At 64.3% G+C, this 23,655-nt stretch carries 22 protein-coding genes and 1 pseudogene; 16 read left to right on the plus strand and 7 right to left on the minus strand.

The annotated features are described in order from the left end of the window. Positions 1-630 (plus strand): annotated as a pseudogene (locus ACFOMH_RS08550) (hypothetical protein); the annotation flags it as partial. 85 nt (positions 631-715) lie between these two features. On the opposite strand, the gene ACFOMH_RS08555 reads toward ACFOMH_RS08550, so the two are convergent. After that, entirely contained in the window at positions 716-1,879 is a 1,164-nt protein-coding gene (locus ACFOMH_RS08555; protein ID WP_377743921.1) for an alpha-hydroxy acid oxidase, read from the minus strand. A 16-nt stretch (positions 1,880-1,895) separates the two neighbouring features. Then, entirely contained in the window at positions 1,896-2,270 is a 375-nt protein-coding gene (locus tag ACFOMH_RS08560; protein WP_377743923.1) for a hypothetical protein, read from the minus strand. 77 nt (positions 2,271-2,347) lie between these two features. Here ACFOMH_RS08560 and ACFOMH_RS08565 point away from each other — a divergent pair, with 77 nt between their 5' ends. From ACFOMH_RS08565 to ACFOMH_RS08580, 4 genes are all read left to right on the plus strand, one after another. Further along, a complete protein-coding gene (locus ACFOMH_RS08565; RefSeq protein ID WP_377743925.1) occupies positions 2,348-2,938 on the plus strand; it encodes a TetR/AcrR family transcriptional regulator in 591 nt (196 codons plus the stop codon). Positions 2,939-2,978: 40 nt separating this feature from the next. Continuing rightward, positions 2,979-4,913 (plus strand): DNA primase, encoded by a 1,935-nt coding sequence (gene dnaG / locus ACFOMH_RS08570; protein WP_377743926.1) that lies wholly within the window; start codon positions 2,979-2,981, stop codon positions 4,911-4,913. A gap of 141 nt (positions 4,914-5,054) precedes the next feature. Beyond that, on the plus strand, positions 5,055-7,046 hold the full coding sequence (gene rpoD, locus ACFOMH_RS08575) for an RNA polymerase sigma factor RpoD (RefSeq protein WP_374426552.1): 1,992 nt from the start codon (positions 5,055-5,057) through the stop codon (positions 7,044-7,046). Then, on the plus strand, positions 7,043-7,486 hold the full coding sequence (locus ACFOMH_RS08580; protein ID WP_377743927.1) for a BLUF domain-containing protein: 444 nt from the start codon (positions 7,043-7,045) through the stop codon (positions 7,484-7,486). Before rpoD ends, ACFOMH_RS08580 begins: the two co-directional genes overlap by 4 nt. A 97-nt stretch (positions 7,487-7,583) precedes the next feature. On the opposite strand, the gene ACFOMH_RS08585 is transcribed toward ACFOMH_RS08580, so the two are convergent. Next, positions 7,584-8,132 carry an NADPH-dependent FMN reductase gene (locus ACFOMH_RS08585; RefSeq protein ID WP_374426547.1) on the minus strand — a complete coding sequence of 183 codons (549 nt, stop codon included), beginning with the start codon at positions 8,130-8,132 and terminating at the stop codon, positions 7,584-7,586. A 364-nt stretch (positions 8,133-8,496) separates the two neighbouring features. On the opposite strand from ACFOMH_RS08585, the gene ACFOMH_RS08590 reads away from it, so the two are divergent. From ACFOMH_RS08590 to ACFOMH_RS08625, 8 genes are all read left to right on the plus strand, one after another. After that, entirely contained in the window at positions 8,497-8,979 is a 483-nt protein-coding gene (locus ACFOMH_RS08590; protein WP_377743929.1) for a YHS domain-containing (seleno)protein, read from the plus strand. A 183-nt stretch (positions 8,980-9,162) separates the two neighbouring features. Next, entirely contained in the window at positions 9,163-10,656 is a 1,494-nt protein-coding gene (gene rmuC / locus ACFOMH_RS08595) for a DNA recombination protein RmuC (RefSeq protein WP_377743931.1), read from the plus strand. A gap of 120 nt (positions 10,657-10,776) precedes the next feature. Continuing rightward, positions 10,777-11,229 (plus strand): hypothetical protein, encoded by a 453-nt coding sequence (locus ACFOMH_RS08600; protein ID WP_377743932.1) that lies wholly within the window; start codon positions 10,777-10,779, stop codon positions 11,227-11,229. Continuing rightward, positions 11,229-11,651, plus strand: coding sequence for a secondary thiamine-phosphate synthase enzyme YjbQ (locus ACFOMH_RS08605; RefSeq protein ID WP_377743934.1), 423 nt, complete (start codon positions 11,229-11,231; stop codon positions 11,649-11,651). Before ACFOMH_RS08600 ends, ACFOMH_RS08605 begins: the two co-directional genes overlap by 1 nt. Before the next feature lie 100 nt (positions 11,652-11,751). Next, the gene (locus ACFOMH_RS08610; protein ID WP_374426532.1) at positions 11,752-12,621 is read left to right on the plus strand and encodes an ABC transporter permease; all 870 of its coding nucleotides are present in this window, start codon (positions 11,752-11,754) and stop codon (positions 12,619-12,621) included. A 16-nt stretch (positions 12,622-12,637) separates the two neighbouring features. Continuing rightward, a complete protein-coding gene (locus ACFOMH_RS08615) occupies positions 12,638-13,444 on the plus strand; it encodes an ABC transporter permease (protein ID WP_374426529.1) in 807 nt (268 codons plus the stop codon). A gap of 38 nt (positions 13,445-13,482) precedes the next feature. Next, positions 13,483-14,580, plus strand: a complete 1,098-nt coding sequence (locus ACFOMH_RS08620; RefSeq protein ID WP_374426603.1) for an ABC transporter ATP-binding protein — start codon at positions 13,483-13,485, stop codon at positions 14,578-14,580. 100 nt (positions 14,581-14,680) lie between these two features. Next, a complete protein-coding gene (locus ACFOMH_RS08625; protein ID WP_374426526.1) occupies positions 14,681-15,106 on the plus strand; it encodes a pore-forming ESAT-6 family protein in 426 nt (141 codons plus the stop codon). A 92-nt stretch (positions 15,107-15,198) separates the two neighbouring features. On the opposite strand, the gene ACFOMH_RS08630 is transcribed toward ACFOMH_RS08625, so the two are convergent. Beyond that, complete coding sequence (locus ACFOMH_RS08630; RefSeq protein ID WP_374426523.1) at positions 15,199-15,540, minus strand: MmcQ/YjbR family DNA-binding protein; 342 nt, start codon at positions 15,538-15,540, stop codon at positions 15,199-15,201. A gap of 155 nt (positions 15,541-15,695) precedes the next feature. Here ACFOMH_RS08630 and cysS point away from each other — a divergent pair, with 155 nt between their 5' ends. The 3 genes from cysS to ACFOMH_RS08645 are packed head-to-tail and all read left to right on the plus strand — an operon-like array spanning position 15,696 to position 19,491. Next, positions 15,696-17,120 (plus strand): cysteine--tRNA ligase, encoded by a 1,425-nt coding sequence (cysS, locus tag ACFOMH_RS08635; RefSeq protein ID WP_377743937.1) that lies wholly within the window; start codon positions 15,696-15,698, stop codon positions 17,118-17,120. Further along, positions 17,117-18,736 carry a citramalate synthase gene (gene cimA, locus ACFOMH_RS08640; RefSeq protein ID WP_377743939.1) on the plus strand — a complete coding sequence of 540 codons (1,620 nt, stop codon included), beginning with the start codon at positions 17,117-17,119 and terminating at the stop codon, positions 18,734-18,736. The genes cysS and cimA overlap by 4 nt, the downstream gene beginning before the upstream one ends. Continuing rightward, the gene (locus tag ACFOMH_RS08645; protein WP_377743941.1) at positions 18,733-19,491 is read left to right on the plus strand and encodes a squalene/phytoene synthase family protein; all 759 of its coding nucleotides are present in this window, start codon (positions 18,733-18,735) and stop codon (positions 19,489-19,491) included. Before cimA ends, ACFOMH_RS08645 begins: the two co-directional genes overlap by 4 nt. A 570-nt stretch (positions 19,492-20,061) precedes the next feature. On the opposite strand, the gene eno is transcribed toward ACFOMH_RS08645, so the two are convergent. From eno to ACFOMH_RS08660, 3 genes are all read right to left on the minus strand, one after another. After that, entirely contained in the window at positions 20,062-21,339 is a 1,278-nt protein-coding gene (gene eno / locus ACFOMH_RS08650; RefSeq protein WP_374426508.1) for a phosphopyruvate hydratase, read from the minus strand. A gap of 68 nt (positions 21,340-21,407) precedes the next feature. Next, positions 21,408-22,166, minus strand: coding sequence for an endonuclease/exonuclease/phosphatase family protein (locus ACFOMH_RS08655; protein ID WP_374426505.1), 759 nt, complete (start codon positions 22,164-22,166; stop codon positions 21,408-21,410). Between the two features lie 15 nt (positions 22,167-22,181). Then, on the minus strand, positions 22,182-23,597 hold the full coding sequence (locus tag ACFOMH_RS08660; protein ID WP_377743943.1) for a protein adenylyltransferase SelO: 1,416 nt from the start codon (positions 23,595-23,597) through the stop codon (positions 22,182-22,184). Positions 23,598-23,655 lie beyond the last annotated feature (58 nt).

The raw sequence follows: 23,655 nt of genomic DNA on the forward strand, positions 1-23,655 counted from the left end.
ATGAAACGCGCCCCTCGCAGCCGTCAACGCCATGATTTATATGCGAAATATCACGATTACGACAGCGAAATCAGCGACTTACTTGGAGAATGTGGGGTCAATATCTCGGGCCTCGTCGATGTTGGTGTGCGCAAGTATGAAAACGGGCTTTTCATGTGCTTTCCCTTTGTCGTGCTGGGCTATCTTTACGGGCGCCGGGTGCTGTTGCGGGGGGCGGCGGGGGCCATGCCCGCGCGCCGGCTGGTGCTGATTGCGCTGGCGGTGGGGATGGCGGGGCTGTTGCTTGAGGCGTCGATGGCCCGGTTGCTTTGGGGTGATCAGATCATGCTCGACATTCCGGTCACCAGCTATCTTGCCGCGCCCGCGCTGTTTCTGACGACGATGGGGACCGAAATGCCGGCCTCGCCCATCCGGCTCGACCCGATTTCGGCGGCGATCTATTTCATGCATGTGCTGATGCTGAACCTGGCGCATGCGGCGGGGATCACGCATCTGGGCGGGCTGATGCTTTTCGCGGTCGGGGGGCCGACGCTGATCGCGATCCTGATGGGGCGGTTTGCGCTGCCGGGGCTGAAACGCAGCAATCCCGAACGGGCGGGCGACGGCCGGACCGCGCCGGCGGAACGCTAGCCGGCGCCGAAACCGCCCTGCCATTTGGGTCCGGGGCGCGCATGCGCGGTCGGGCCGCGCGCGCCCCGGAACGTCCAACAGGCCCTTAGACGTAGCTGTCCAGAAAATCCTTCGGGATCAGAAGGTTCTGACGGCCAAGTTCCTTGACGTCGCGTTCGCCGCAAAGCGCCATGGTGATGTCCAGTTCCTTGCGGATCACCTCAAGCGCCTTGGTGACGCCGGCCTCGCCCATCGCGCCAAGGCCATAGATATACGAGCGGCCGATCATCGTGCCATGCGCCCCCATGGCCAGCGCCTTGAGCACGTCCTGACCCGAGCGGATGCCGCTGTCGAGATGGATCTCGATCTGGTCGCCGACGGCGGACACCACCTCGGGCAGCATACGGATCGAGCTGAGCGCGCCGTCGAGCTGTCGGCCGCCATGATTGCTGACCACGATGGCATCGGCGCCGAAATCGGCGGCACGGCGGGCGTCGTCGGGATCGTTGATGCCCTTGAGGATCAGCTTGCCGCCCCACAGATCACGGATGCGCGCGATCTTGTCCCAGTCGAGCTTGGGATCGAACTGTTCGGCGGTCCAACTCATCAGTGAGCGGGTATCGCCGACGCCCTTGGCATGGCCGACGATATTGCCAAAGCTGCGCCGCTTGGTCTGCAACATCTCGATGCCCCAGCGCCATTTCGTCGCCAGATCCAGCATCACCGGAATGGTCAGCTTGGGCGGCGCAGAGAGGCCGTTCTTGAGGTCCTTGTGACGCTGGCCCAGGATTTGCAGATCCAGCGTCAGCACCAGCGCCGAGCAATTGGCCCGCTTCGCGCGCTCGATGATGTTTTCGACGAATTCCTCGTCGCGCATGACGTAAAGCTGGAACCAGAACGGATGGCGCGTGGCCTCGGCCACATCCTCGATCGAACAGATCGACATGGTCGAAAGCGTATAGGGGACGCCGAATTTCTTGGCCGCGAGCGCCGCCTTGATCTCGCCATCGGCGGATTGCATGCCGGTCATGCCGACCGGCGCAAGCGCCACCGGCATCGCGACCTTCTCTCCGATCATCGTGCTTTCCGTGGTGCGGCCGGTCATGTCCACCGCAACCTTCTGGCGCAGCTTGATGCGCTGGAAATCGTCGCTATTGGCGCGGAACGTGCCCTCGGTATAGCTGCCGCTTTCGGCATAGTCATAGAACATGCGCGGCGTGCGGCGGCGGTAAAGCTGTTTCAGGTCGTCGATGCAGGTGATGACGGGCATGGCGTGTCTCCTTATGTCATTCCGGGGCGGATGGCGCGCAATCGGGCGCATTCCCGGGGCATTGCTGCGTGTCGAGCGATTGTTGTGACAGCGCTTTTGCACGATCGCGCAGGGCATCGGCCCGGCTTTGCAGATCGTGGTCCTTGATGACCGGCCCGGTTTGGCCGCGCCCGGCCAGCGCGCGGCCGCGCGCATCCAGCCCGGCGCCCAGACTGTCGTCGCGGGCGGCATTGCCGGCATGGGCCGGCATCGCGGGTTCGGCAAGGATCTGGTCGGTCGGCATCAATGCGGGATAGTCGCTGCGCGCCCCGCCACAGGCCGTCAGCCCCATCAGCGCCATCGCGCCCCCGATCAGCCGAAAGCCCATCCGATCCCCCTCATTCGCCATCATGCTACATAGAACCAGTGGGGAGGCCGGGGCAAGATGCGGTCTTTCGCTGCGCGGGATTCGCCCCTAGAAGGGCGGGCATGGCACGCACTCAGGGATCCAGAGCCGAAATCACCGGACCGGCGGTGCGCGACGCCGCGCGCCAGCTGTTTGCCCGCCACGGCTTTGCCGCCGTCTCGATGCGCCAGATCGCGGCCGAGGTGGGCGTTCAGGCGGGCGCGCTTTACGCCTATACCCCCGACAAGCAGGCGCTGCTTTACGACCTGCTGCGCAGCCATATGGAGGATCTTCTGGCCGCCTGGCACGACAATCCGGCGGCGCCCGCGCTGGACCGGCTGGACGCGTTCCTGCGCTTTCACATCCAGACCAGTCTGGAACGTCCCGAGGCGGTGTTCCTGTCCTATATGGAGCTTCGCAACCTGACCCCGGAAAACCGCCGCCTGATCGCCGATCTGCGCCGACGCTATGAAGACGCGCTTGAGGCGATCCTGATCGCCGGTCAGGCACAGGGCAGCATGAGCATGCCGGACACGCGGCTGACGACCATGGCCCTGATCGCGATGCTGACCGGTGTGGCCAGCTGGTATCGCGAGGGCGGGCGGCTGGATCAGGACCGCGTCATGGCGGTTTACGGCGACTTGGTGCGGGGCGCGGTCGGGGCATGTCCATGACCCCTTTGCATTGGGGCCATCAAGACCGATATAAGACGACATGAGCCTGCCGCCCCAGTTCCTTGACGAGATCCGCGCCCGCGTGCCTTTGTCGCGCGTGATCGGGCGCAAGGTGGTCTGGGATCTGCGCCGTTCGAACCAGGCCAAGGGCGACTGGTGGGCGCCATGTCCGTTCCACGGCGAAAAGACCGCATCCTTTCATGTCGATGACCAGAAGGGGTTCTATTACTGCTTTGGTTGCCATGCCAAGGGCGATGCCCTGACCTTTCTGCGCGAGGCCGAGGGGATGGGCTTTATCGAGGCGGTCGAGCTTTTGGCGTCCGAGGCGGGGCTTCAGATGCCCGAACGCGATCCCCGCGCCACCGAACGCGCCGACCGCCGCACGCTTCTGGTCGAGGTGATGGAACAGGCCACGCGCTGGTTTCGTCTGCAATTGCAAAGCGGCGCGGCGGCGGATGCGCGGGCCTATCTGGTCCGGCGCGGTCTGGACGAGGCCGCCTGTGAACAGTTCGGCATCGGTTTTGCGCCCGATCAGCGACAGGGCCTGTTCAACGCGCTGCGCGGCAAGGGCGTCGATCCGGCGCTGATCGTCGAGGCGGGATTGGCTGCGAAACCCGACGATGGCGGCGCGCCATTCGACCGGTTCCGGGGTCGCATCATCTTTCCGATCCGCGACGGGCGCGGGCGCTGCATCGCATTTGGCGGCCGGGCCATGGATCCGAATGCGCGCGCCAAATACCTCAACAGCCCGGAAACGCCGCTGTTTGACAAGGGGCGCAACCTTTACAATGTCGGCCCCGCGCGGGCGGCGGTGGCCAAGGGCAAGCCGCTGATCGTGGCCGAAGGCTATATGGATGTGATCGCGCTTGTCCGCGCGGGGTTCGAGGGCGCGGTGGCCCCCCTGGGCACCGCCATCACCGAGGATCAGCTTCGGCTGATGTGGCGCGTCTCGCCCGAGCCGGTGATCGCGCTGGACGGGGATACGGCGGGCTTGCGCGCGGCAATGCGGTTGATCGATCTTGCGCTGCCGATGACCGCGCCGGGACAGGCGCTGCGCTTTGCCTTTCTGCCCGAGGGACAGGACCCCGACGACCTGATCCGGGCCAAGGGCGCGGGGGCGATGTCGGCCATTCTGGACGAGGCCCGGCCGCTGGTCGATCTCTTGTGGCGGCGCGAGACCGAGGGGCGGGTCTTTGACAGCCCCGAACGCCGCGCGGCGCTGGACAAGGCGCTGGGGGATGCGATCGCGAAAATCGCCGACAAGGACACGCGCGATCATTACTTTGCCGCACTCAAAGACCTGAAATGGCAGCTGTTCAGCAACCGGCGCCGCAATGACGCGCCCTCGGCCCCGCGCCCGGCACCGGCGGGCGGGCGGGGCCGGGGCAATGACGCGCGCTTTCAGCCGGTGGCGCCGGTCGCGTCCACGCGGGCCTCGCGCCTGTCATCGCCCGAGGCGGGCGAGCACGAGGCCGACGCCCTGATCGAGGCCATGGTGCTGGCCATCTGCGCCACGCATCCCGCATTGATCGCGCCGGTGGAATCGCGGCTGGAACGGCTGGAACCACAGGACAGCGACCGCGCCGCGCTGGTCCATGACCTGTTGTCGGCGACCCAGTCGCAGGCCGGTCAGCGCGCCCTTGAAAGCATTTTATCCGACCCCCATGTGAAGGCGGCGCCGGCGATATTGCGGCCGCAGGACGGCGATGCCGCCTCGGAAATCCTGGCCAATGCGCTGGACCGGATCGAATCCCGCCGCGCCGCGCGCGAGGAAATCGCCCGCGCCGAGGCCGAAATCGAAGGCATGGCCGACGAAGGGCTAACCTGGCGCATGGCGCAATCGGCCCGGGCGCGGCAATTGGCCGATCACCCCTCGCTTGCCGATCTGTCGGATCTGGGCGAGGACAGCGCAAGCCATCGTGCCGTCCTTGAGGCGGCGTTGAAGAATGAAATCTGGCGCAAGCCACGCCGCTGAACGCCGCGCGAATCGCTTGTGCCGAATCACCGGGTCCAATGGCCGGGCGCGGGCTTTGAAATGCCTGCGAATCGCGCTAGAACCGACCGAAAGCCGACTCTGATTCGCCGATTCGCGAATCACCGCTTCAAGGGAGCCAGCATGGCAGCCAACGACGACGACCAGAAGCCCGACACCAAGGACGACGATCACTCGCTGGATATGTCGCAGGCTGCGGTCAAACGCATGATCGCCGAAGGGCGTGATCGCGGCTATATCACCTATGATCAGCTCAATGCGGTGTTGCCCCCCGAACAGGTCAGCTCGGACCAGATCGAGGACGTGATGTCCATGCTGTCCGAAATGGACATCCGCGTCGTCGAGAATGACGAGGATGCCGACGAGGGCGAGCAGAGCGGCGGCGAGGTCGCGACCACCAGCTCGGGATCGCGCGAGATCGCGGTCGCCACCACCGAAACCGAAAAGCTGGACCGCACCGACGATCCGGTGCGCATGTATCTGCGCGAAATGGGCTCGGTCGAACTGTTGTCGCGCGAGGGCGAGATCGCCATCGCCAAGCGCATCGAGGCCGGCCGCAACACCATGATCGCGGGCCTGTGCGAAAGCCCGCTGACCTTCAAGGCCATCACCATGTGGCGTCAGGAGCTTCTGGACGAAGACATCCTGCTGCGCGACGTCATCGATCTTGAAACCACCTTCGGCCGTTCGATGGACGAGGAAGGCGATGACGAGGAAGAGCTGACCACCGAAAATCCCCGCGCGGCCTCGGGCAGCGCCGGCGGCGCGGATGAGCAGGAATTGGATGCCGACGGCAATCCGATGTCCGCCAGCGAGGATGACGAGGACGAGGATGACGGCCAGAACCTGTCGCTGGCCGCGATGGAGGCCAGCCTCAAGCCCAAGGTTCTGGAAACGCTCGAGCTGATCGCCCAGGGGTACGAAGAACTGGCGCATATGCAGGACAACCGCATGTCCGCCACCCTCAATGAGGACAATACCTTTTCGGCCTCGGACGAGCTTGCCTATCAGAAATTGCGGTCGCGCATCGTGGCCCTGGTCAACGAACTGCACCTGCACAACAACCGCATCGAGGCGCTGGTCGATCAGATTTACGGCATCAACCGCCGCATCGTCAGCATCGACAGCGGCATGGTCAAGCTGGCCGATGCCGCCCGCATCAACCGCCGCGAATTCATCGACGCCTATCGCGGCGCCGAGCTGGACCCGACCTGGGTCGAGCGGATGATGGAAAACAAGGGCCGCGGCTGGCAGGCGCTGTTTGAAAAGGCCCGCGACAAGGTCGAGGATCTGCGCGGCGACATGGCCATGGTCGGCCAGCATGTCGGCGTCGATATCGAGGAATTCCGCCGCATCGTGAACCAGGTCCAGCGCGGCGAAAAGGAATCGCGTCAGGCCAAGAAGGAAATGGTCGAGGCGAACCTGCGGCTGGTTATCAGCATCGCCAAGAAATACACGAACCGTGGCCTGCAATTCCTTGATCTTATTCAGGAAGGCAATATCGGCCTGATGAAGGCGGTGGACAAGTTCGAATACCGCCGCGGCTACAAGTTCAGCACTTACGCGACCTGGTGGATCCGGCAGGCGATCACGCGATCCATCGCCGATCAGGCCCGCACCATCCGCATCCCGGTCCATATGATCGAAACGATCAACAAGCTGGTGCGCACCGGCCGCCAGATGCTGCATGAAATCGGCCGGGAACCGACGCCCGAGGAACTGGCCGAAAAGCTGCAAATGCCGCTGGAAAAGGTTCGCAAGGTGATGAAGATCGCCAAGGAACCGATCAGCCTTGAAACCCCGATCGGGGACGAGGAAGACAGCCAGCTTGGCGATTTCATCGAGGACAAGAACGCCGTTCTGCCGCTCGACAGCGCCATTCAGGAAAACCTCAAGGAAACCACCACGCGGGTTCTGGCCAGCCTGACCGCGCGCGAAGAACGGGTGCTGCGGATGCGCTTTGGCATCGGCATGAACACCGACCACACGCTGGAAGAGGTCGGCCAGCAGTTCAGCGTCACCCGCGAACGCATCCGCCAGATTGAGGCCAAGGCCCTGCGCAAGCTCAAGCACCCGTCACGGTCGCGCAAGCTGCGTTCCTTTCTGGACCAATGAGCTTGGAAAGCGGATGCTTTCTTTATCGCAGCAGGACCGCGCTGAATGCGCGGTCCTCTGATTTTCAGGCCATTCTGATTGCGGCCCGGCGGCGCAATCAGGAACTCGGCCTGACCGGCTATCTGCATTATGAAGATGGCCATTTCTATCAATGGCTTGAAGGCCCGGCCGAGGCTTTGGCCCAGGTCGCCGCCCTGGTCGAGGCCGATCCCCGTCACACACATATCGAATATCTGTGGCGCGGCACACAGGCACGGCGCCAATTCGCCGGCTGGGATATGGGTTACGGCAGCAGCGCGCCCGGGACCCTGTTCGACTGGGTCGCCGAACGCGAGGTGCATGTCAGCGACCGGGCCGAATTCGCCCGCGCCGTTCTGGGGTTCATGCTGGAAATGTCGGGCTATGGGGCCGCGACCAAGGCGGCGACCTCTGACAGCTGATCGCCCGCGGCGGTTCCGGTCGGCAAAGCCCCGTTGAGCGGCGGGGCGATCACGTCACGGGCGACGTGATCGGGGCCGTTCCGCGTGACTTGCGGGCCTAGCCGCGCGTGTCGATCCAGCTCACAAAGGCATCGACGAAACCCTGAAGGAACTTGCGCGTGCCTTCATCCTCGACGCTGCCATCGGGGGCATAGATTTCGGGCTTCCACTGGATATAGGCCTCGGGGATGGCCATGACCATGCAGCCCGCGTTCAGCATGTCGCTGCGCAGCCGCGATTGCGCCACCGCCGTGCCGACGGCACCCGGCGAGGTTCCGGTGATCGCCGCGGGCATCCGCGCCCAGCTGTTCTGGCCATAGGGTCGGGTGCCCCAGTCGATGGCATTCTTGATCACGCCGGGATAGCCGCGATTATATTCGGGCGTCACCGCCAGCACGGCGTCGGAATGGTCCAGCCGATCCTTGAACCGGGCCACCGGCTCGGGGATATTGTCCCACAGATCGTCATTGTAATGGGGCAGGTCGCCGATATGCAGTTCATGGAATTGCAGGCGATCTCCGGCCAGCTTTTCCAGCACGGCGGTCAGTTTGCGGTTGATCGATTCCCGGCGAAGCGAGCCGATCATGACGGCGACGTTCTTGGCCATGGTGCCTCCTTGGGGTTGTCAAAGCGATAACGCGGAATGACGCAACGGGTTGCCCCGCAGGGCCAGATTGCGCGCAAATCCCCCCCGACGCCAAGCCCCCAAAAGGGAAATCAGGCAATTTCGGAAAACGTTACATGGCGGTTTACGCGACTGGCTGTGCATTACTGATAAACCGGAAATAAGTCGTTTTTTTTCATGCCATTAACCCCGGAATTTCACGAGAAATCGGGTGCATGAAAACTGCGTGATCCCGGCGCCGCTTGTGGGCTGCGGGGGGCGTTCATAGCTTGGCATCATTCAGTTGATGGCCATCAGGATTTCACCAGAAACGACCGAATTCCGGTCACGATCCCCGAAAGGAAACATGATGAAAAACGTTCTCAAAGGCGCGCTTGCAGCTTTGGCGATCAGTGTCGCTGTGCCTGTTGCGGCCATGGCGGCTGGCTATGACGTCAACGCGACCACGACCGATCTGGCGCTGCGCGGCTATGACCCGGTGGCCTATTTCACCGATGGCAAGCCCATGGAGGGCATGTTCGACATCACCGCCGTCTATAACGGCGCGACCTATCGCTTTACCTCGGAAGAGCACAAGGCGATGTTCGAAGCCGCACCCGAAAAATATGCCCCGCAATATGGCGGCTATTGCGCCTTTGGTCTGGCCCAGGGCTACAAGTTCGACGGCGACCCGAACGTCTGGAAGATCGTCGACGACAAGCTGTATCTGAACCTGGCCCCCAAGGTCAGCGAGATCTGGCAAGAGGATGTCGCCGGCAACATCACCAAGGCCGACGGCAAATGGACCGAGGTCAAGGATGTTTCGCCCGCCGAGCTGGCGCCGAAATAAGATCGCTTGAAACAAAAGGGAAAGGGGCGTCAATGCGACGCCCCTTTCTTGCATCCCGGCTCTGGCTTCGCGCGGATGAACCCGGTACAAAAGGGAAACACCTCAACGAAGCAACAAGCAGGTCATCCCATGCCGCCAAGCTGGAGCGCGCGCTTTCAGGCGTGGACAAGCGATCTTTCCGCGATGCAGAGCGCGCTGGCGGTGGTGGGCTGCGGGCTGATCCTGGCCTTGCTGCTTTACTGGTTGTCGCAGCGCCGGCTTGCCGCCCTGCGCGACGCCGCCGAAACCTTGCGGCGCCAGAGCCAGTGGCAGGCCGAGGAACTGGCGCGCCGCGCCGAACGCATCGCCGCGCTCGAGCCGGAATTGCAGGCCGAATCCCGCGCCGCGCGCGACCATGCCCTGCGCGCCGGACAGCTCGACGTCCGGCTTGAGGCGCGCGAAACCCGGCTGGCCGAGCTGGGCGAGGAACGCGACGGGCTGGCCGATGCCCTGCATCAGGCCCGCCAGCAATCGGCGCGGCTGGAAAACGAGCTCGGTCAGCTGCGCCTGTCCGCCCAGAAGGATCGCGAGACGGCGGCCCGGGAATTGCAGACCCTGCGCGAATTGCGCCAGGAAATGTCCCAGAACTTCAAGTTGATGGCGCAGGAAACCCTGCGCGTTCAGGGTGCGGACATGCAAAAGATGCATGGCGAACAGATTTCCGCGCTGCTCAATCCGTTCCGCGATCAGGTGCATCGCTTTCAGACCGAACTTCAAAGCCGCAACAAGGTTCTGGACGAAGAGGGGGCGCGGCTGCGCGAACAGATCGAGGGCCTGCACCGCCGCTCTGAACAGATCAGTCGCGAGGCGGTCGAGCTGACGCGCGCGCTGAAAGGTGAAAAACAGCGTCAGGGCGCCTGGGGCGAGATGATCCTTCAGCGCATTCTTGAGGAATCGGGCCTGCAAGAGGGCACACATTACGCGCTGCAATCCAGTTTCCGCGACGAATCCGGCACGCTGTGGCGGCCCGATGTCGTGGTGCGGATGCCGCGCGGCAAGGTCTTGGTAATCGACAGCAAGGTGTCGCTGAACGCCTATGAGCAATCGGTCAATGCCGAGGATCCCGCCGAACGCGAGGCCGCGCTGCGCCGCCATGTTGCCGCGATCCGCGCCCATGTCACCGCGCTGTCGGACAAGGGCTATGAGGCGATGGACGACGCCTCGGTCGATTATGTGCTGATGTTCATCCCGATCGAGGGCGCGTTTTCCGAGGCGCTGCGGCTGGACCCGGATCTGGCCAGTTTCGCGCTGGACCGGCGGGTGGGGCTGGCCACGCCCACGACGCTGATGCTGACGCTGCGCACGGTCGAACATATCTGGATGGTCGAGCGGCGCGAAACCAACGCGCTGGAAATCGCCCGCCGCGCCGGGGCGATCTATGACAAGGTCGCCGGTTTCGTCGACAGCATGGAGGCCGTCGGCAAATCGCTGGATCAGGCCAGCCGCGCCCATGGCCAGGCCATGGACCGGCTGTCGCGCGGTCAGGGCAACGTCATCCGCCAGGTGGAAATGCTGCGCGAACTGGGCGCGCGCGCGCAAAAGCGCATCGGGCTGGACCATGATGGCGGGGGCCTCGGTGACGGGGATGAGGGCGGCGCGTTGCCCGGGCCGGATATGGGCCGCGATGCGGCCGAGTGACCGGAACCAGGGTGCGCGGCAGCGGACCGTCCCGCATACCGTGCCGCCTGTGATGCCCGACCAAGAGTTGCAGAGGATTGCATGACGACACAAGATCCGGTTGATGGCCCAGCGGATAACATGGCGCATGGCCCGGCGGACGCGGCCCGGCCAAAGCGCCGCCTTGGCGATCTGTCCCTGACCGAGCTGAGCGAGGTGATCCGCAATATCGGCTTTGGCGTCGGCGCGGTTCTGGCGGCGGTGGGTGCGGTTTCGGCCTATCTTCTTGACAACTTTACCAAAAGCTATGGCGGCACGGGCGAGGACCGCCTGTTTCTGACGCTGGCCATCTTTCTGTTGTCCATGGCGGCGATGGCGGCGGTCACCGGATATCTTTATGCCGTTGGCCGAATGCTCGCGGGCATGGCGGAACGCGCCCCGGCGGGGTGGAAACGGATCGCCGTCGGTGTTTTGCGCGTCGGGGTCGGCCTGTTTCTGGGTTTGATTCTGGCGGCCACGTTCTGGGGCATGATGGCGGCCTTTGCCGCGCTGACCGAGACGGTTTTCGACATCTGGCGACAGGTCCGGCGGTGATGCGGACCATTTTCAGCATCGAGACCCGCGGCCCCGCCTGTCACGATTTCACCCGCGAGGTCGCGGCCTGGCTGCGGGGTATCGGCGCCGGGGACGGCGTTCTGACGCTGATGGTGCGCCATACCTCATGCAGCCTGCTGATTCAGGAAAACGCCGATCCCGACGTGCAGCGCGATCTGTTGGGCTGGCTGGACCGGGTGGCGCCTCCGGCCGATCATGCCTCGATGCGCTGGCTGAGCCATACCGCCGAAGGGCCCGACGACATGCCCGCCCATCTCAAGGCCGCGATCCTGCCGGTCAGCCTGCAAATCCCCGTCGCCGAGGGGCGGATGATTCTGGGCACATGGCAGGGGATCTATCTGGTCGAACATCGCCGCGCCCCGCATCGGCGTCAGGTGGCGGCGGCGTTTCTGGCGGGCTGAAAACGGCGGGACGCGGGGCCTTCAAAACCTCTTCCCCTTGACGCGCGGATGTGAAAACCTGCCTTGGAAAAGAACGCGGATTCAGGCGCAAGGGCGGGGAATGGCTTCAGGCAACAGATCACAGGCCATGCAGGGGCTGACCCTGATCGCGCCGCCGCTTGGCTATGCGGTTCTTGTCCTTGCCGCGCCGCTGCTGACCATCCTTGCCTATTCCTTTTTCAAGGACGGCTATCTGACGGTCATCCGCGAATTCACGCTGGAAAACTATGTCTCGGTGCTGAAGGATCCGATCTTTCACAAGATCATGCTGCGATCCCTTGCGGTGGCGGCACTGGTGACGCTGGTCACGGTGGCGCTGGCCTTTCCGGTGGCCTATTTCCTCAGCTTCGTGGTCGCGCCACAGCGCAAATCCATGTGGCTGTTTCTGATCACCATCCCATTCTGGACCAGCTATCTGATCCGGGTGTTCCTGTGGAAGGTGATCCTGGGCTATAATGGCGTCATCAATTCCGGGCTGAAATCGCTGGGCATCATCGAACAGCCGCTGAGCTTTCTGCTTTATAACGTCAATTCCATCGTGCTGACGCTGGCCCATGCCTATGCGCCATTCGCGATTCTGCCGATCTTCATCGCGCTGGAAAAGATCGACCGCTCGCTTCTGGAGGCGGGGCGCGATCTGGGCGAAAGCCGGGCGATGACCTTCTGGCGGGTGACGCTGCCTCTGGCGATGCCAGGCGTGGTCGCGGCCTCGCTGATCGTGTTCATCCCGACCATCGGCGACTATGTCACGCCGACGCTGATCGGCGGCGGCAAGATCCCGATGGTGGCCAACATGATCCAGGCGCAGATGCTGGATCTGGACAATCGTCCGCTGGGTTCGGCGCTGGCGGTGACGGCGATGCTGATCGTGGCGGTGATCAGCCTGATCTTCGTCGCGATGAACCGGCGGTTCCTGAAGGTGCGGCAATGAAGAAGGGCCAGAACTGATGAAAGGCTCGGGGCTGCGCGTCTATGCGCTGATCTATCTGCTGTTTCTTTACGCGCCGATCCTGCTTTTGCCGATCTTCGCGTTCAATTCCGGCACCGTGATCGCATTCCCGTTGAAGGGCGTGACCACCGAATGGTTCGCCCAGATGTTCGAGAATGCGACGCTGCGCCGGGCGCTGGCCAATTCGCTGATCATCGCGGTCTCGGCCTCGGTTTTCGCGACCTGTCTGGGGGTGCTGGCCGCCCGTGCCACGACCCGGTTCGAATTTCCGGGCAAGGGCGCGATCACCGGGCTGATCATGCTGCCCCTTGTCCTGCCCGAGATCATCATCTCGATCTCGCTTCTGGTGGTGCTGTTGTCGCTGGGCGTCACGCTCAATATCTTCACGGTCATCATCGGGCATACGCTGATCTGCATGCCTTATGCGACGGTGATCCTGTCCACCGCCTTCAACTCGCTCGACCGTTCGCTCGAAGAGGCGGCCTATGACCTCGGCGAAACGAAATGGAGCGCGTTCCGCCTGGTCATCCTGCCGCTGGTCATGCCGGGCATCATCTCGTCGCTGCTGATGAGTTTCACCATCAGCCTGGATGAATTCATCATCGCCTTTTTCCTGGCCGGGAACGAGCCGACGCTGCCGACCTATATCTTCAGCCAGCTGCGTTTCCCCAAACAGATCCCGATGATCATGGCTCTGGGTACGGTGCTGGTGGTGATGTCGATCATCCTTCTGACGATTGCCGAATATTTCCGCCGCCGGGGCGTTGCCCGGACCGGCGCCAAGGATACCGGAGGCTTCCTGTGACCCAGACCCGCTATGACCGGCTGGAAGCCGCCAAGCCGATGATCGAGTGCCGTGAGCTGCACAAGTATTATGGCGATTATCACGCGCTGCGCGGCATCGACCTGACCATCCGGGCGGGCGAGTTCTTTTCGCTGCTGGGCCCGTCGGGCTGTGGCAAGACCACACTGTTGCGCACCATCGCGGGGTTCGAGGATATCAGCTCGGGTGTCGTGCTGATCGATGGCAAGGATATGGCCGATGTGGCCGCGAACCACCGCCCCACGAATATGGTGTTTCAGTCCTATGCCATCTTTCCGCATCTGACCGTGGCCGAGAATGTGGGCTTTGGCCTGCGCCGCGATCCGCGCTCCAAGGCCGAAAAGGCCGCCGCGGTCGACGAGGCGCTGGCCATGGTCGGGCTGAAAGGCTATGGCGCGCGCGCCAGCCATGCGCTGTCGGGCGGTCAACGCCAGCGGGTCGCGCTGGCCCGGGCGCTGATCCTGAAACCCAAGGTGCTTTTGCTCGATGAGCCGCTTTCCGCGCTGGACCGCAAGATGCGCGAACAGATGCAGGTCGAGCTGATCAAGTTGCAGCGTCAGGTCGGCATCACCTTCGTTCTGGTCACCCATGATCAGGAAGAGGCGCTGGTCATGTCCGACCGCATCGCCGTCATGTTCGAGGGCCAGATCGCCCAGCTTGACGGCCCCGAGGCGCTTTACGCCCGCCCCTCAAGCCGGCGGGTCGCCGATTTCATCGGGGTGATGAACTTTCTGCCCACCCGCATCGTCGGCGACACACCCACCGGGGTCGAGGTCGAGGCGCCGGGCTTTGGCCGCGTCGAGATCCCGGCCGCCAATATCAGCCGCGCCAATCCCGACGATGCCGGCCCCACGATCGGTTTCCGCCCGGAGGCGGTATCGCTTATCTCGCAGGGTGCGGCCACGCAGGCCCGGGTGACCGAGGGCGTGATCGACGAGGTCGTCTATTATGGCGACATGACCTATTACGACGTGCGGCTGGACGGGTCGGACGGTTTCGGCGAAAAGGTGCGCCCGATCCGCATCGCCATGCGCAATGTCTTTGGCCGCGAGGTGCAAGAGGTGGGCGCGCGCGCGAACGTGAGCTGGTCGCCCGGCTCGCTGGTGCTTTTCCGCTGAAACCGCTCAAGGCTGCGTGCGGATTGCCGCCACGGTGATTTGCGGGCAGGGGCGGGCCGTGCCATGGTCCCGGTGTTTCGTATAACCAACGGAGATCGAGATGATCGCACGTTCCGCAATTCTGACCGCCCTGGCCGTTGCCGGCCTGACCGCTGGCGCGGCTTTCGCGCAAGAGGCAACCCCGGCGGCGCCCGCCGAACAGCCGGCGGCCCCCGCAGCCCAGGATCCCGGCGCGGCCTATGAAAGCGCGCGCAACCAGCTTGGCGTGCTGATGTATTGTCAGGAAAACGGTCATATCGACGCCTCGGCCGTCGAAACCCAGACCAAGCTTCTGGCGATGATTCCGCCGGGCGATGCCGCCAAGGGCGACGCCGCCGAGGCCAAGGGCAAAGAGGGCACGGTTTCGGCCATGGGGGTCGAGCGTTCGCTGTCCGACGCTGCCACGGAACAGAAAACCACCGAAGACGCGCTCTGCAAACAGATGGACGCGCTTTTGAAACAGCTCGCGGCGCAGATGCCGTCCTGATCCGGGATTGGCGCGGCGCGGGATCGCAATCCGGTCCCGCGCCCGCCGCAGGCGGCGTCTGGATGCCGGGCGGGGCAGGGCGCCCCGGTCGCCTAGCTTCCCGAAAGCGTCGCCTGCACCTTTTTCGGCAAACTGGCACGCACCATCCGATAGGACATCCGGATGCGATGGGCCAATTCGTCGGGTGCCGAATCCAGCGGCAGCGCGACCCAGCTGCGATGCAGATAGGGCGCGCGCTCGGCCACGCCGGTTTCGATCAGAAAGGCGGCGGTTTCGACGCTGTCGGTCTTGACCGACACATGCTTGCCCTGTGCGCCGACCAGCGCAAAGATCTTTCCGCCCACCTTCCAGCAGTCATGGCCGCCCCCCCAGGGGTCGGACCATTCCGCGCCGGGCTGCGCGGCGCTCATTTCATTGACCAGATCGCGGCTCATGCCCCAAGTTATGCAGCCTCTCTTGGCAGAGGCAAGACAATGCGTTAAGCGATGCGCATGAAGGTGAGAACCGCCACCACGCGCTGCTTCATTACCGGCTGAAATTTCAGGCGGGCGGTTCATTGTGACCTGTTGACGCCCGCAAAGGGGAAGTCATGGTCCAGATCAGATTGACGAACACGAGGACGCGGCGGAAAGAGGATTTCCGGCCCATCGACGCGGACAATGTGCGGCTGTATCTGTGCGGCCCGACCGTCTATGACCGCGCCCATCTGGGCAATGCCCGTCCGGTGGTGGTCTTTGACGTGTTGGTGCGGCTTTTGCGCCATGTCTACGGCGCGGATCACGTCACCTATGTGCGCAATTTCACCGATGTCGATGACAAGATCAACGCGACCGCGCTGGCCCGGCAACAGGCGGGCGCCCCGGGCACGCTTGAGGATCTGATCCGCGAGCGGACCCATGAAACCATCGGCTGGTATCATGCCGATATGGACGCGCTTGGCGCCACCCGCCCCGATCGCGAGCCGCGCGCAACCGACTATATTGCCCAGATGATCGCGATGATTGAACAGCTGATCGCGGGCGGCCATGCCTATGCGCGCGACGGCCATGTGCTGTTCCGGGTGCGCTCCTATAAGGATTACGGCAAGCTCTCGGGTCGTTCGGTCGATGACATGATCGCCGGCGCCCGGGTCGAGGTCGCGCCCTTCAAGGAGGACCCGATGGATTTCGTGCTGTGGAAGCCCTCGGATCAGGGCCTGCCCGGCTGGGACAGCCCATGGGGCCGGGGGCGGCCGGGCTGGCATATCGAATGCTCGGCCATGTCCTATGAGCTTCTGGGCGACAGTTTTGACATCCATGCCGGCGGCATCGACCTGCAATTCCCGCATCATGAGAATGAGATCGCGCAAAGCTGCTGCGCCCATCCGCATGGCGATTTCGCGCGGACATGGCTGCATAACGAGATGTTGCAGGTCGAGGGCAAGAAAATGTCCAAATCCTTGGGCAATTTCTTCACCGTCCGCGACCTTCTGGACAAGCGCATCCCCGGCGAGGTGATCCGGTTCGTGCTGTTGTCGACGCATTACCGCAAGCCGATGGATTGGACCGATGACAAGGCCCGCGCGGCCGAGGATGCGCTTTGGGACTGGCGCGTTCTGACCAAGGGTGTCGAACCCGCATCCGAACCCGATCCCCGCGTGATCGAGGCGCTTGCCGACGACCTGAACACGGCGGGCGCGATTTCGGTGCTTTACACGCTCAAGGACGATCCGGCCCGGCTCTTGGCCTCGGCCCGGTTTCTGGGGCTGCTTCTGCCCGGGCTGGGCGATTGGATGACCGGTGATCTTGCGGTGATCGACAGCCAGTCGGTGCCGGTCAAGGATGTGCTGGCGGCCCTGACCGGGAAATTGACCGATTTGCGGGCGGCGGCCATGGCGGCCAAGGATTTTTCGGCGGTTGACGCGCTGAAAGCCGCGCTGACCGAGGCGGGCGTCGAGGTGCGCATGTCCAAGACCGGGGTCGAACTGATCGCCGGTCCGCGCATCGATGCGGGCAAGTTGGGAATGCTGCTGTGACGGATCGCCTTTACCTTTACGATACCACCCTGCGCGACGGCCAACAGACCCAGGGCGTCCAGTTTTCGGCCGCCGAAAAGACCGAGATCGCCGAAATGCTGGACCAGCTGGGCGTCGATTATATCGAGGGCGGCTGGCCGGGTGCGAACCCGACCGACAGCGATTTCTTTGCGGCCGCACCCCAAACCCGCGCCACCATGACCGCATTCGGTATGACCAAGCGTGCGGGGCGTTCGGCGGAAAACGACGACGTTCTGGCGGCGGTGATGAATGCCGGCACCGGCGCGGTCTGTCTGGTCGGCAAGACCCATCCCTTTCACGTCCGCGAGGCGCTGGGGATTTCGCTGGACGAGAACCTTGAAAACATCCGCGCCTCGATCGCGCATCTGACCGCCAATGGGCGCGAGGCGCTGTTCGATGCCGAACATTTCTTCGACGGCTATGCCGACGATCCCGATTACGCGCTGAACTGTCTGCGGGCGGCGCTGGATGCGGGCGCGCGCTGGGTCGTGCTTTGCGACACCAATGGCGGCACGCTGCCGGCGCGGGTGGACGAGGTGACGCGGGCGGTGATCGCCGGCGGCATTCCGGGCGACCGGCTGGGCATCCATTGCCATGACGATACCGGCAATGCCGTGGCCTGCACGCTGGCCGCTGTTGATGCCGGCGCGCGCCAGATCCAGGGCACGCTGAACGGTCTGGGCGAGCGCTGCGGCAATGCCAGCCTGACCACGCTGATCCCGACCCTTCTGCTCAAGGAACCCTATCGCAGCGGGCTGGATACCGGCGTCACCGTGGAGGGCGTGGTCAACCTGACCCGCATTTCGCGCCGTCTGGACGAAATTCTGAACCGCGCGCCCCTGCGCGGCGCGCCCTATGTCGGCACCTCGGCCTTTGCGCATAAGGCCGGGCTGCATGCCAGCGCCATCCTGAAAAACCCCGCGACCTATGAACATGTCGACCCCGCGCTGGTCGGCAATGACCGCATCATCCCGATGTCCAATCAGGCCGGGCAGTCGAACCTGCGCGCCCGTCTGGCCGATGCCGGGATCGAGGTCGGGCGCGACGATCCGGCGTTGGGGCGCATCCTCGATCTGGTCAAGACGCGCGAGGATGCGGGCTATGCCTATGACGGCGCGCAGGCCAGTTTCGAGCTGCTGGCGCTGGCCGAACTGGGCCGGCTGCACAAGTTCTTTGCCGTCGAGCGCTACCGCGTCACCGTCGAGCGGCGCAAAAACGCGCTGGGGGATCGCATCTCGGTTTCCGAGGCGGTGGTGGTGGTGCGCATCGGCGACGAACGTATGCTGTCGGTCAGCGAAAGCATGGGCGATGACGGCCATGATCGCGGCCCCGTCAACGCGCTGTGGCGGGCGCTCGCCAAGGATCTTGGCCCCTATCAGGCGGCCATCGACGATATGCATCTGGTCGATTTCCGTGTCCGCATCACCGGCGGCGGCACCGAGGCCGCGACCCGCGTCATCATCGACAGCGCCGACGGACAGGGGCATCGCTGGTCCACGGTCGGCGTCTCGCCCAATATCGTCGATGCCAGTTTCGAGGCGCTGGTCGATGCGATCCGCTGGAAGCTGATCCGCGACGGCGTGGCCGCGCAATGAGCCTGTCCCAGATCGCCGAGGAACTGCGCGTCTCGGATCCCGACCGCTTTGGCGCAAGCCTGCTGGTCCCGCAGCCGGCGCGGGACAGGCTCTGGACGCTTTATGCGCTGAACCACGATCTGGCGCGCGCGCCCCTGCAATCGAACGAGCCGCTGATCGCGATGATGCGCCTGCGCTGGTGGATCGACCAGCTTGAGGCCATCGGCGGCGGCGCGCTGCCGGAAAACGAGCCGCTGGCGTCGCTGGTAGAGGTCTGGGGCAGGGATGCCGCGGCTCTGGCCGATCTGGCCGAGGCCCGGATGCGCGACTGCGAACGTGAGCCATTCGGCACCGCCGACGAGGTTCAGGATTATATCCACGCGACCTCTGGCGCGCTTATGCGCCATGCGGTCCGCACGCTTGGCGTTCCCGCCGAGGCAGATCAGGCCGCGCAGGATCAGGCGCTTGGCTGCGGCCTCGCACGCTGGCTTGCGGCGTTGCCACAACTTGATCCGCTGCGCTTGGGTCTGGCGCAACCCGATCCGGCGCTCATTTCCGAACTGGCCCGGCGCGGCCTTGCCGCGCTGGACCGCGCCAAGGCTGCACGACCTCATGTGCCGCGCGCCGCTGCCCCGGCAATGTTTCAGGGGATCGGCTATGTTGCCGCGCTGCGCGCGATGGCGGATGAGGGCAGGCCGGTGGCCATCGCCACCTCCGAATTCAAACGCCGCTTCGCTCTTGGCCGTCTGGCCCTGACCGGGCGTTGGTGGGAATGATGGGGCGAAAGGAAACGTGGGTTTGAGCCCGTTGCGGACGGTCGCACTGTTCTAGTAGCCTTTCGAAATTGTGTCTCGCCATGGAGTTTTCTGGCACAAATGCGTCCGCATCCTAGACTAAAGCTGTCAAGACTACGAGACATCGGCTGGAACCTCTGGGACCCCATAGGACTACTGGGGGCAGATGGACCTTTCACCGGAAAATGGAGTGATGAAGGCAACCTAGGGTTCGCCGATGAATACGACAACTATCTGATTTCCGCCGCCTCTCAGCTAAGGCAGGGAAAGCCCCGTGATCAGGTTGTCAGCTACCTTCTTAGCGTCGAAGCCGATTACATGGCACTTGGACAAAGTCCTACTTCACGAGAACGGGCTGAAGCAGTAGTGGCAGCGATACTCGCGGATGAAAGTATTTGGACATGGCCTGATGAGCAGGAGCGGTTCGCGGAAACCGACTGACTGTTTTGTCCCGCATTGCGGCCATCCCGATGAACGTGGCATCGATGCTTGCGGTAAAGTAAAAGCCCGCGTCCTTTGACGCGGGCTTTTGTCATTTCAGCGCCGGGCCAATTACCCGCGCAGGATCGAGCGCCCGGCATATTCCGCCGCTGCGCCCAGCATTTCCTCGATACGGATCAGCTGGTTATATTTCGCAAGCCGGTCGGACCGGGCCAGCGAGCCGGTCTTGATCTGGCCGCAATTCGTCGCCACGGCGAGGTCGGCGATGGTCGCGTCCTCGGTCTCGCCCGAGCGGTGCGACATCACGCTGGTATAGCCGGCGCGGTCGGCCATGCGCACGGCGTCCAGCGTCTCGGTCAGGGTGCCGATCTGGTTCACCTTGACCAGAAGGCTGTTGGCACAGCCCTGTGCGATGCCTTCGGCCAGACGGGCGGGGTTGGTCACAAAGAGATCGTCGCCCACCAGCTGAACCCGGTCGCCCAGGCGTTCGGTCAGAAGCTTCCAGCCCGCCCAGTCATCCTCGGCGCAGCCATCCTCGATCGACAGGATCGGATAATCGTCGCAAAGCGCGGCCAGATAGGCGACATTCTCGGCCGGGGTCAGGATCTTGCCCTCGCCCTTCATGTCGTATTTGCCGCCCTTGAAATACTCGGTCGAGGCGCAATCCAGGGCCAGCATGATATCGTCGCCGGGCGCATAGCCGGCCTTTTCGATGGCTTTCAGGATGAAATCCAGCGCATCGCGGGTGCTGGAAAGGTTCGGCGCAAAGCCGCCCTCGTCGCCGACGCCGGTGGCAAGACCCGCCGCCGACAGTTCCTTTTTCAGCGTGTGAAAGACCTCGGAGCCCATGCGCACGGCGTCGCGGATGTTTTCCGCGGAAACCGGCATGATCATGAATTCCTGAATATCGATGGGGTTGTCGGCATGTTCGCCGCCATTGATGATGTTCATCATCGGCACCGGCAGGATGCGGGCATTGGTGCCGCCGACATAGCGGTAAAGCGGCTGGGCGCTGGTCTCGGCCGCGGCCTTCGCGGCGGCCAGCGACACGCCAAGGATGGCGTTGGCGCCAAGGCGGCCCTTGTTCGGGGTGCCGTCCAGTTCGATCATCATGCGGTCGATGCCGATCTGGTCGGTCACGTCCTCGCCGATCAGGTTCTCGGCGATCTCGCCATTGACGGCGGCGACGGCCTCAAGAACGCCCTTGCCCATATAGCGCGCCTTGTCGCCGTCGCGCTTTTCGACCGCCTCATGCGCGCCGGTCGAGGCGCCCGAGGGCACCGCCGCGCGGCCCATGGTGCCGTCTTCCAGCGTGACATCGACCTCGACGGTCGGATTGCCGCGGCTGTCCAGAATCTCACGGGCATAAATGTCGATGATGGCGGTCATGTGTTCTCCGTCCCTCTGGTGACAATGGTTGCCCGATCTTTAGCGGCCTTCGCGCGGGGGCGAAAGCGTCATTCGCCGAGCTGGCCGTCGATGCGGCCGGAAATGCCCGGTTCGGGCGCGGCCGAGCGCGGCTCAAAGGCGATGTCGGCCCAGACCGGCAGATGGTCCGAGGCCTGGCGCGCCATGTCATTGTCGTGAACGCCATGGGCCAGAACCTCGATCCCGCGCGACACGGCGAAACGGTCATAGCGCAGGCGCGGAAAGGGCGCGGGCCAGCTTGGCCCCGGGGCGATGACATGCATCGGCTCAAGCGGCTCAAGCCCGCGATCGTCGTGCCATTCGTTGAAATCGCCGGTCAGCACCAGCCTGTCGGGGCCAAGCCGGCCGGCCTGGGCGACGATGCGCTGCAATTGCGCGCGGCGCGAAGACCGCGCCAGCCCCAGATGCAGCGCGATCAGCGTCAGCCCCGGCAGCCGCAGCGCCAGCGCGCCGCGCGGCTCGATCCCGGGCAGGGGCAGGCGCCGGACCTGCGCCTCGGCCATCAGTTCCGGGCGCAAAAGGATGGTCTGGCCGTGCCAGCCCAGCGAATTGCTGCCGGTGCCGTTAAAGATCGCGGGAACCATGCCGGTCGCGGCCTCAATCCTGGCGCGGGGCAGGGCCTCGGGACGCGAGCCGTGACGGAAATCCACCTCTTGCAGGGCGATGACGTCCGCCCCGATTTCGGCGATCACGCGCAGATTGCGTTCGGGCGCATAGGGGCCGGTCATGCCACGGCATTTATGCAGGTTGTAGCTGGCCAGTCGCAGGCGGTCCGGGCGCGTCGGCATGGGTTCCTTTGGTCTTCAGGTCCCGCAGAACGTGCGGTGGACGATTTCGTCGGGCTGTGGGGCAAGGGCCAGATCGGCCCATTCCTCACGCTCATCGAACGGCGCGCGCAGCGCAGAGTCAAGCCGCTGGAACGGGGTGAAATCCCCCTCGCGCGCGGCCTCGATCGCGGCCTCGATGCGGTGGTTGCGCGGAATGCGGCGGGGATTGGCGCGCAGCAGACAGGTGCGAGCGTCGCGCAATTCGGAAACGCGCGCCTGCCAATCGGCGGCCCAGGCGTCGAACGCCTCGGGGCGGGTAAATTCGTTGCGCGCAGTTCCCATCGAAAGCCCCGCAAAGGTGCGGGTGAAATCGGCTCCCTCGGCCGCCATCAGGTCCAGCAGCCGGCGGATCAGCGCCTCATCCTCGGCGAGCGGGGCGGAAATGCCCAGCTTGGCGGCGAAACGCGTCAGCCATTCGCGCTGATAGGTGTCGGGAAAGCTGTGGACGATGCGCGTCGCCTCGGCCACGGCGGCATCGTCATTGCCCATCAGCGGGACCAGACAACTGGCCAGCTGCGCAAGGTTCCAGACCGCGATATTGGGCTGTTCGTTCCAGGCATAGCGCCCGCCCGCATCGATCGAGGAAAACACCTTGTCGGGCCGGAAGGCATCCATGAAGGCGGCCGGGCCGTAATCGATCGTCTCGCCGGAAATGGACATATTGTCGGTATTCATCACCCCGTGGATGAACCCCAGCGCCATCCAGCCGGCGATGGTCGCGGCCTGCCGGTCGACGACGCGCTGCAACAGATCGCCCGGCCCGCTGGCATCGGGATAATGGCGCGCGATGACGTGATCGGCCAGAAGTTGCAGCCGCGCCTTGTCGCCGCGCGCGGCATAGAATTCAAAGGTGCCGACCCGGATATGCGAGGATGCGACCCGCGTCAGCACCGCACCGGGCAGCACGGATTCGCGGATCACCCTTTCGCCGGTGGCAACCGCCGCCAGCGCCCGCGTCGTCGGAATGCCAAAGGCGGCCATGAATTCGCTGATCAGATATTCGCGCAGCACCGGCCCCAGCCAGGCCCGGCCATCGCCGCGCCGCGAAAAGGGCGTGGGTCCGGCCCCCTTCAGCTGAATATCGAAACGCGCGCCATCGGGGGCCAGCACCTCGCCCAAAAGCACGGCGCGGCCATCGCCCAGCTGCGGCACGAAACCGCCGAACTGGTGGCCGGCATAGGCCTGGGCAATCGGCTCGGCCCCTTCGGGCAGGGCGTTTCCGGCCAGCATGGCGATGCCGGCCTCGCTGGTCAGCCAGTCGGGATCCAGCCCCAGCCGCTGTGCCAGCGGCCGGTTCAGCGCGATCAGTTCTGGCGCGCTGACCGGGGTCGGCGCGGTGCGGGTGAAAAAGCCCTGAGGCAGACGGGCATAGCTGTTGTCGAAACGGATCATGGGCGGCGCTCCTTCCCTAGGATATCTAGAGCCGGTTGCCGAAATGTTAAGGGCTTGC

It is taken from the genome of Paracoccus mangrovi, from assembly GCF_042648425.1.
In the GTDB taxonomy this organism is placed as follows: Bacteria; Pseudomonadota; Alphaproteobacteria; order Rhodobacterales; family Rhodobacteraceae; genus Paracoccus; species Paracoccus mangrovi.

Bases quoted from the DNA above. Each gene is read 5' to 3' on its own strand.
- ACFOMH_RS08630 (WP_374426523.1), bottom strand. From the start codon at position 15,540: ATGAGCCGCGATCTGGTCAATGAAATGAGCGCCGCGCAGCCCGGCGCG.
- rpoD (WP_374426552.1), top strand. From the start codon at position 5,055: ATGGCAGCCAACGACGACGACCAGAAGCCCGACACCAAGGACGACGAT.
- ACFOMH_RS08620 (WP_374426603.1), top strand. From the start codon at position 13,483: ATGATCGAGTGCCGTGAGCTGCACAAGTATTATGGCGATTATCACGCG.
- ACFOMH_RS08615 (WP_374426529.1), top strand. From the start codon at position 12,638: ATGAAAGGCTCGGGGCTGCGCGTCTATGCGCTGATCTATCTGCTGTTT.
- ACFOMH_RS08605 (WP_377743934.1), top strand. From the start codon at position 11,229: ATGCGGACCATTTTCAGCATCGAGACCCGCGGCCCCGCCTGTCACGAT.
- ACFOMH_RS08580 (WP_377743927.1), top strand. From the start codon at position 7,043: ATGAGCTTGGAAAGCGGATGCTTTCTTTATCGCAGCAGGACCGCGCTG.
- ACFOMH_RS08555 (WP_377743921.1), bottom strand. From the start codon at position 1,879: ATGCCCGTCATCACCTGCATCGACGACCTGAAACAGCTTTACCGCCGC.
- ACFOMH_RS08560 (WP_377743923.1), bottom strand. From the start codon at position 2,270: ATGATGGCGAATGAGGGGGATCGGATGGGCTTTCGGCTGATCGGGGGC.
- ACFOMH_RS08625 (WP_374426526.1), top strand. From the start codon at position 14,681: ATGATCGCACGTTCCGCAATTCTGACCGCCCTGGCCGTTGCCGGCCTG.
- ACFOMH_RS08565 (WP_377743925.1), top strand. From the start codon at position 2,348: ATGGCACGCACTCAGGGATCCAGAGCCGAAATCACCGGACCGGCGGTG.
- dnaG (WP_377743926.1), top strand. From the start codon at position 2,979: ATGAGCCTGCCGCCCCAGTTCCTTGACGAGATCCGCGCCCGCGTGCCT.
- ACFOMH_RS08585 (WP_374426547.1), bottom strand. From the start codon at position 8,132: ATGGCCAAGAACGTCGCCGTCATGATCGGCTCGCTTCGCCGGGAATCG.
- rmuC (WP_377743931.1), top strand. From the start codon at position 9,163: ATGCAGAGCGCGCTGGCGGTGGTGGGCTGCGGGCTGATCCTGGCCTTG.
- ACFOMH_RS08645 (WP_377743941.1), top strand. From the start codon at position 18,733: ATGAGCCTGTCCCAGATCGCCGAGGAACTGCGCGTCTCGGATCCCGAC.
- cysS (WP_377743937.1), top strand. From the start codon at position 15,696: ATGGTCCAGATCAGATTGACGAACACGAGGACGCGGCGGAAAGAGGAT.
- ACFOMH_RS08655 (WP_374426505.1), bottom strand. From the start codon at position 22,166: ATGCCGACGCGCCCGGACCGCCTGCGACTGGCCAGCTACAACCTGCAT.
- eno (WP_374426508.1), bottom strand. From the start codon at position 21,339: ATGACCGCCATCATCGACATTTATGCCCGTGAGATTCTGGACAGCCGC.
- ACFOMH_RS08660 (WP_377743943.1), bottom strand. From the start codon at position 23,597: ATGATCCGTTTCGACAACAGCTATGCCCGTCTGCCTCAGGGCTTTTTC.
- ACFOMH_RS08600 (WP_377743932.1), top strand. From the start codon at position 10,777: ATGGCGCATGGCCCGGCGGACGCGGCCCGGCCAAAGCGCCGCCTTGGC.
- ACFOMH_RS08610 (WP_374426532.1), top strand. From the start codon at position 11,752: ATGGCTTCAGGCAACAGATCACAGGCCATGCAGGGGCTGACCCTGATC.
- ACFOMH_RS08590 (WP_377743929.1), top strand. From the start codon at position 8,497: ATGATGAAAAACGTTCTCAAAGGCGCGCTTGCAGCTTTGGCGATCAGT.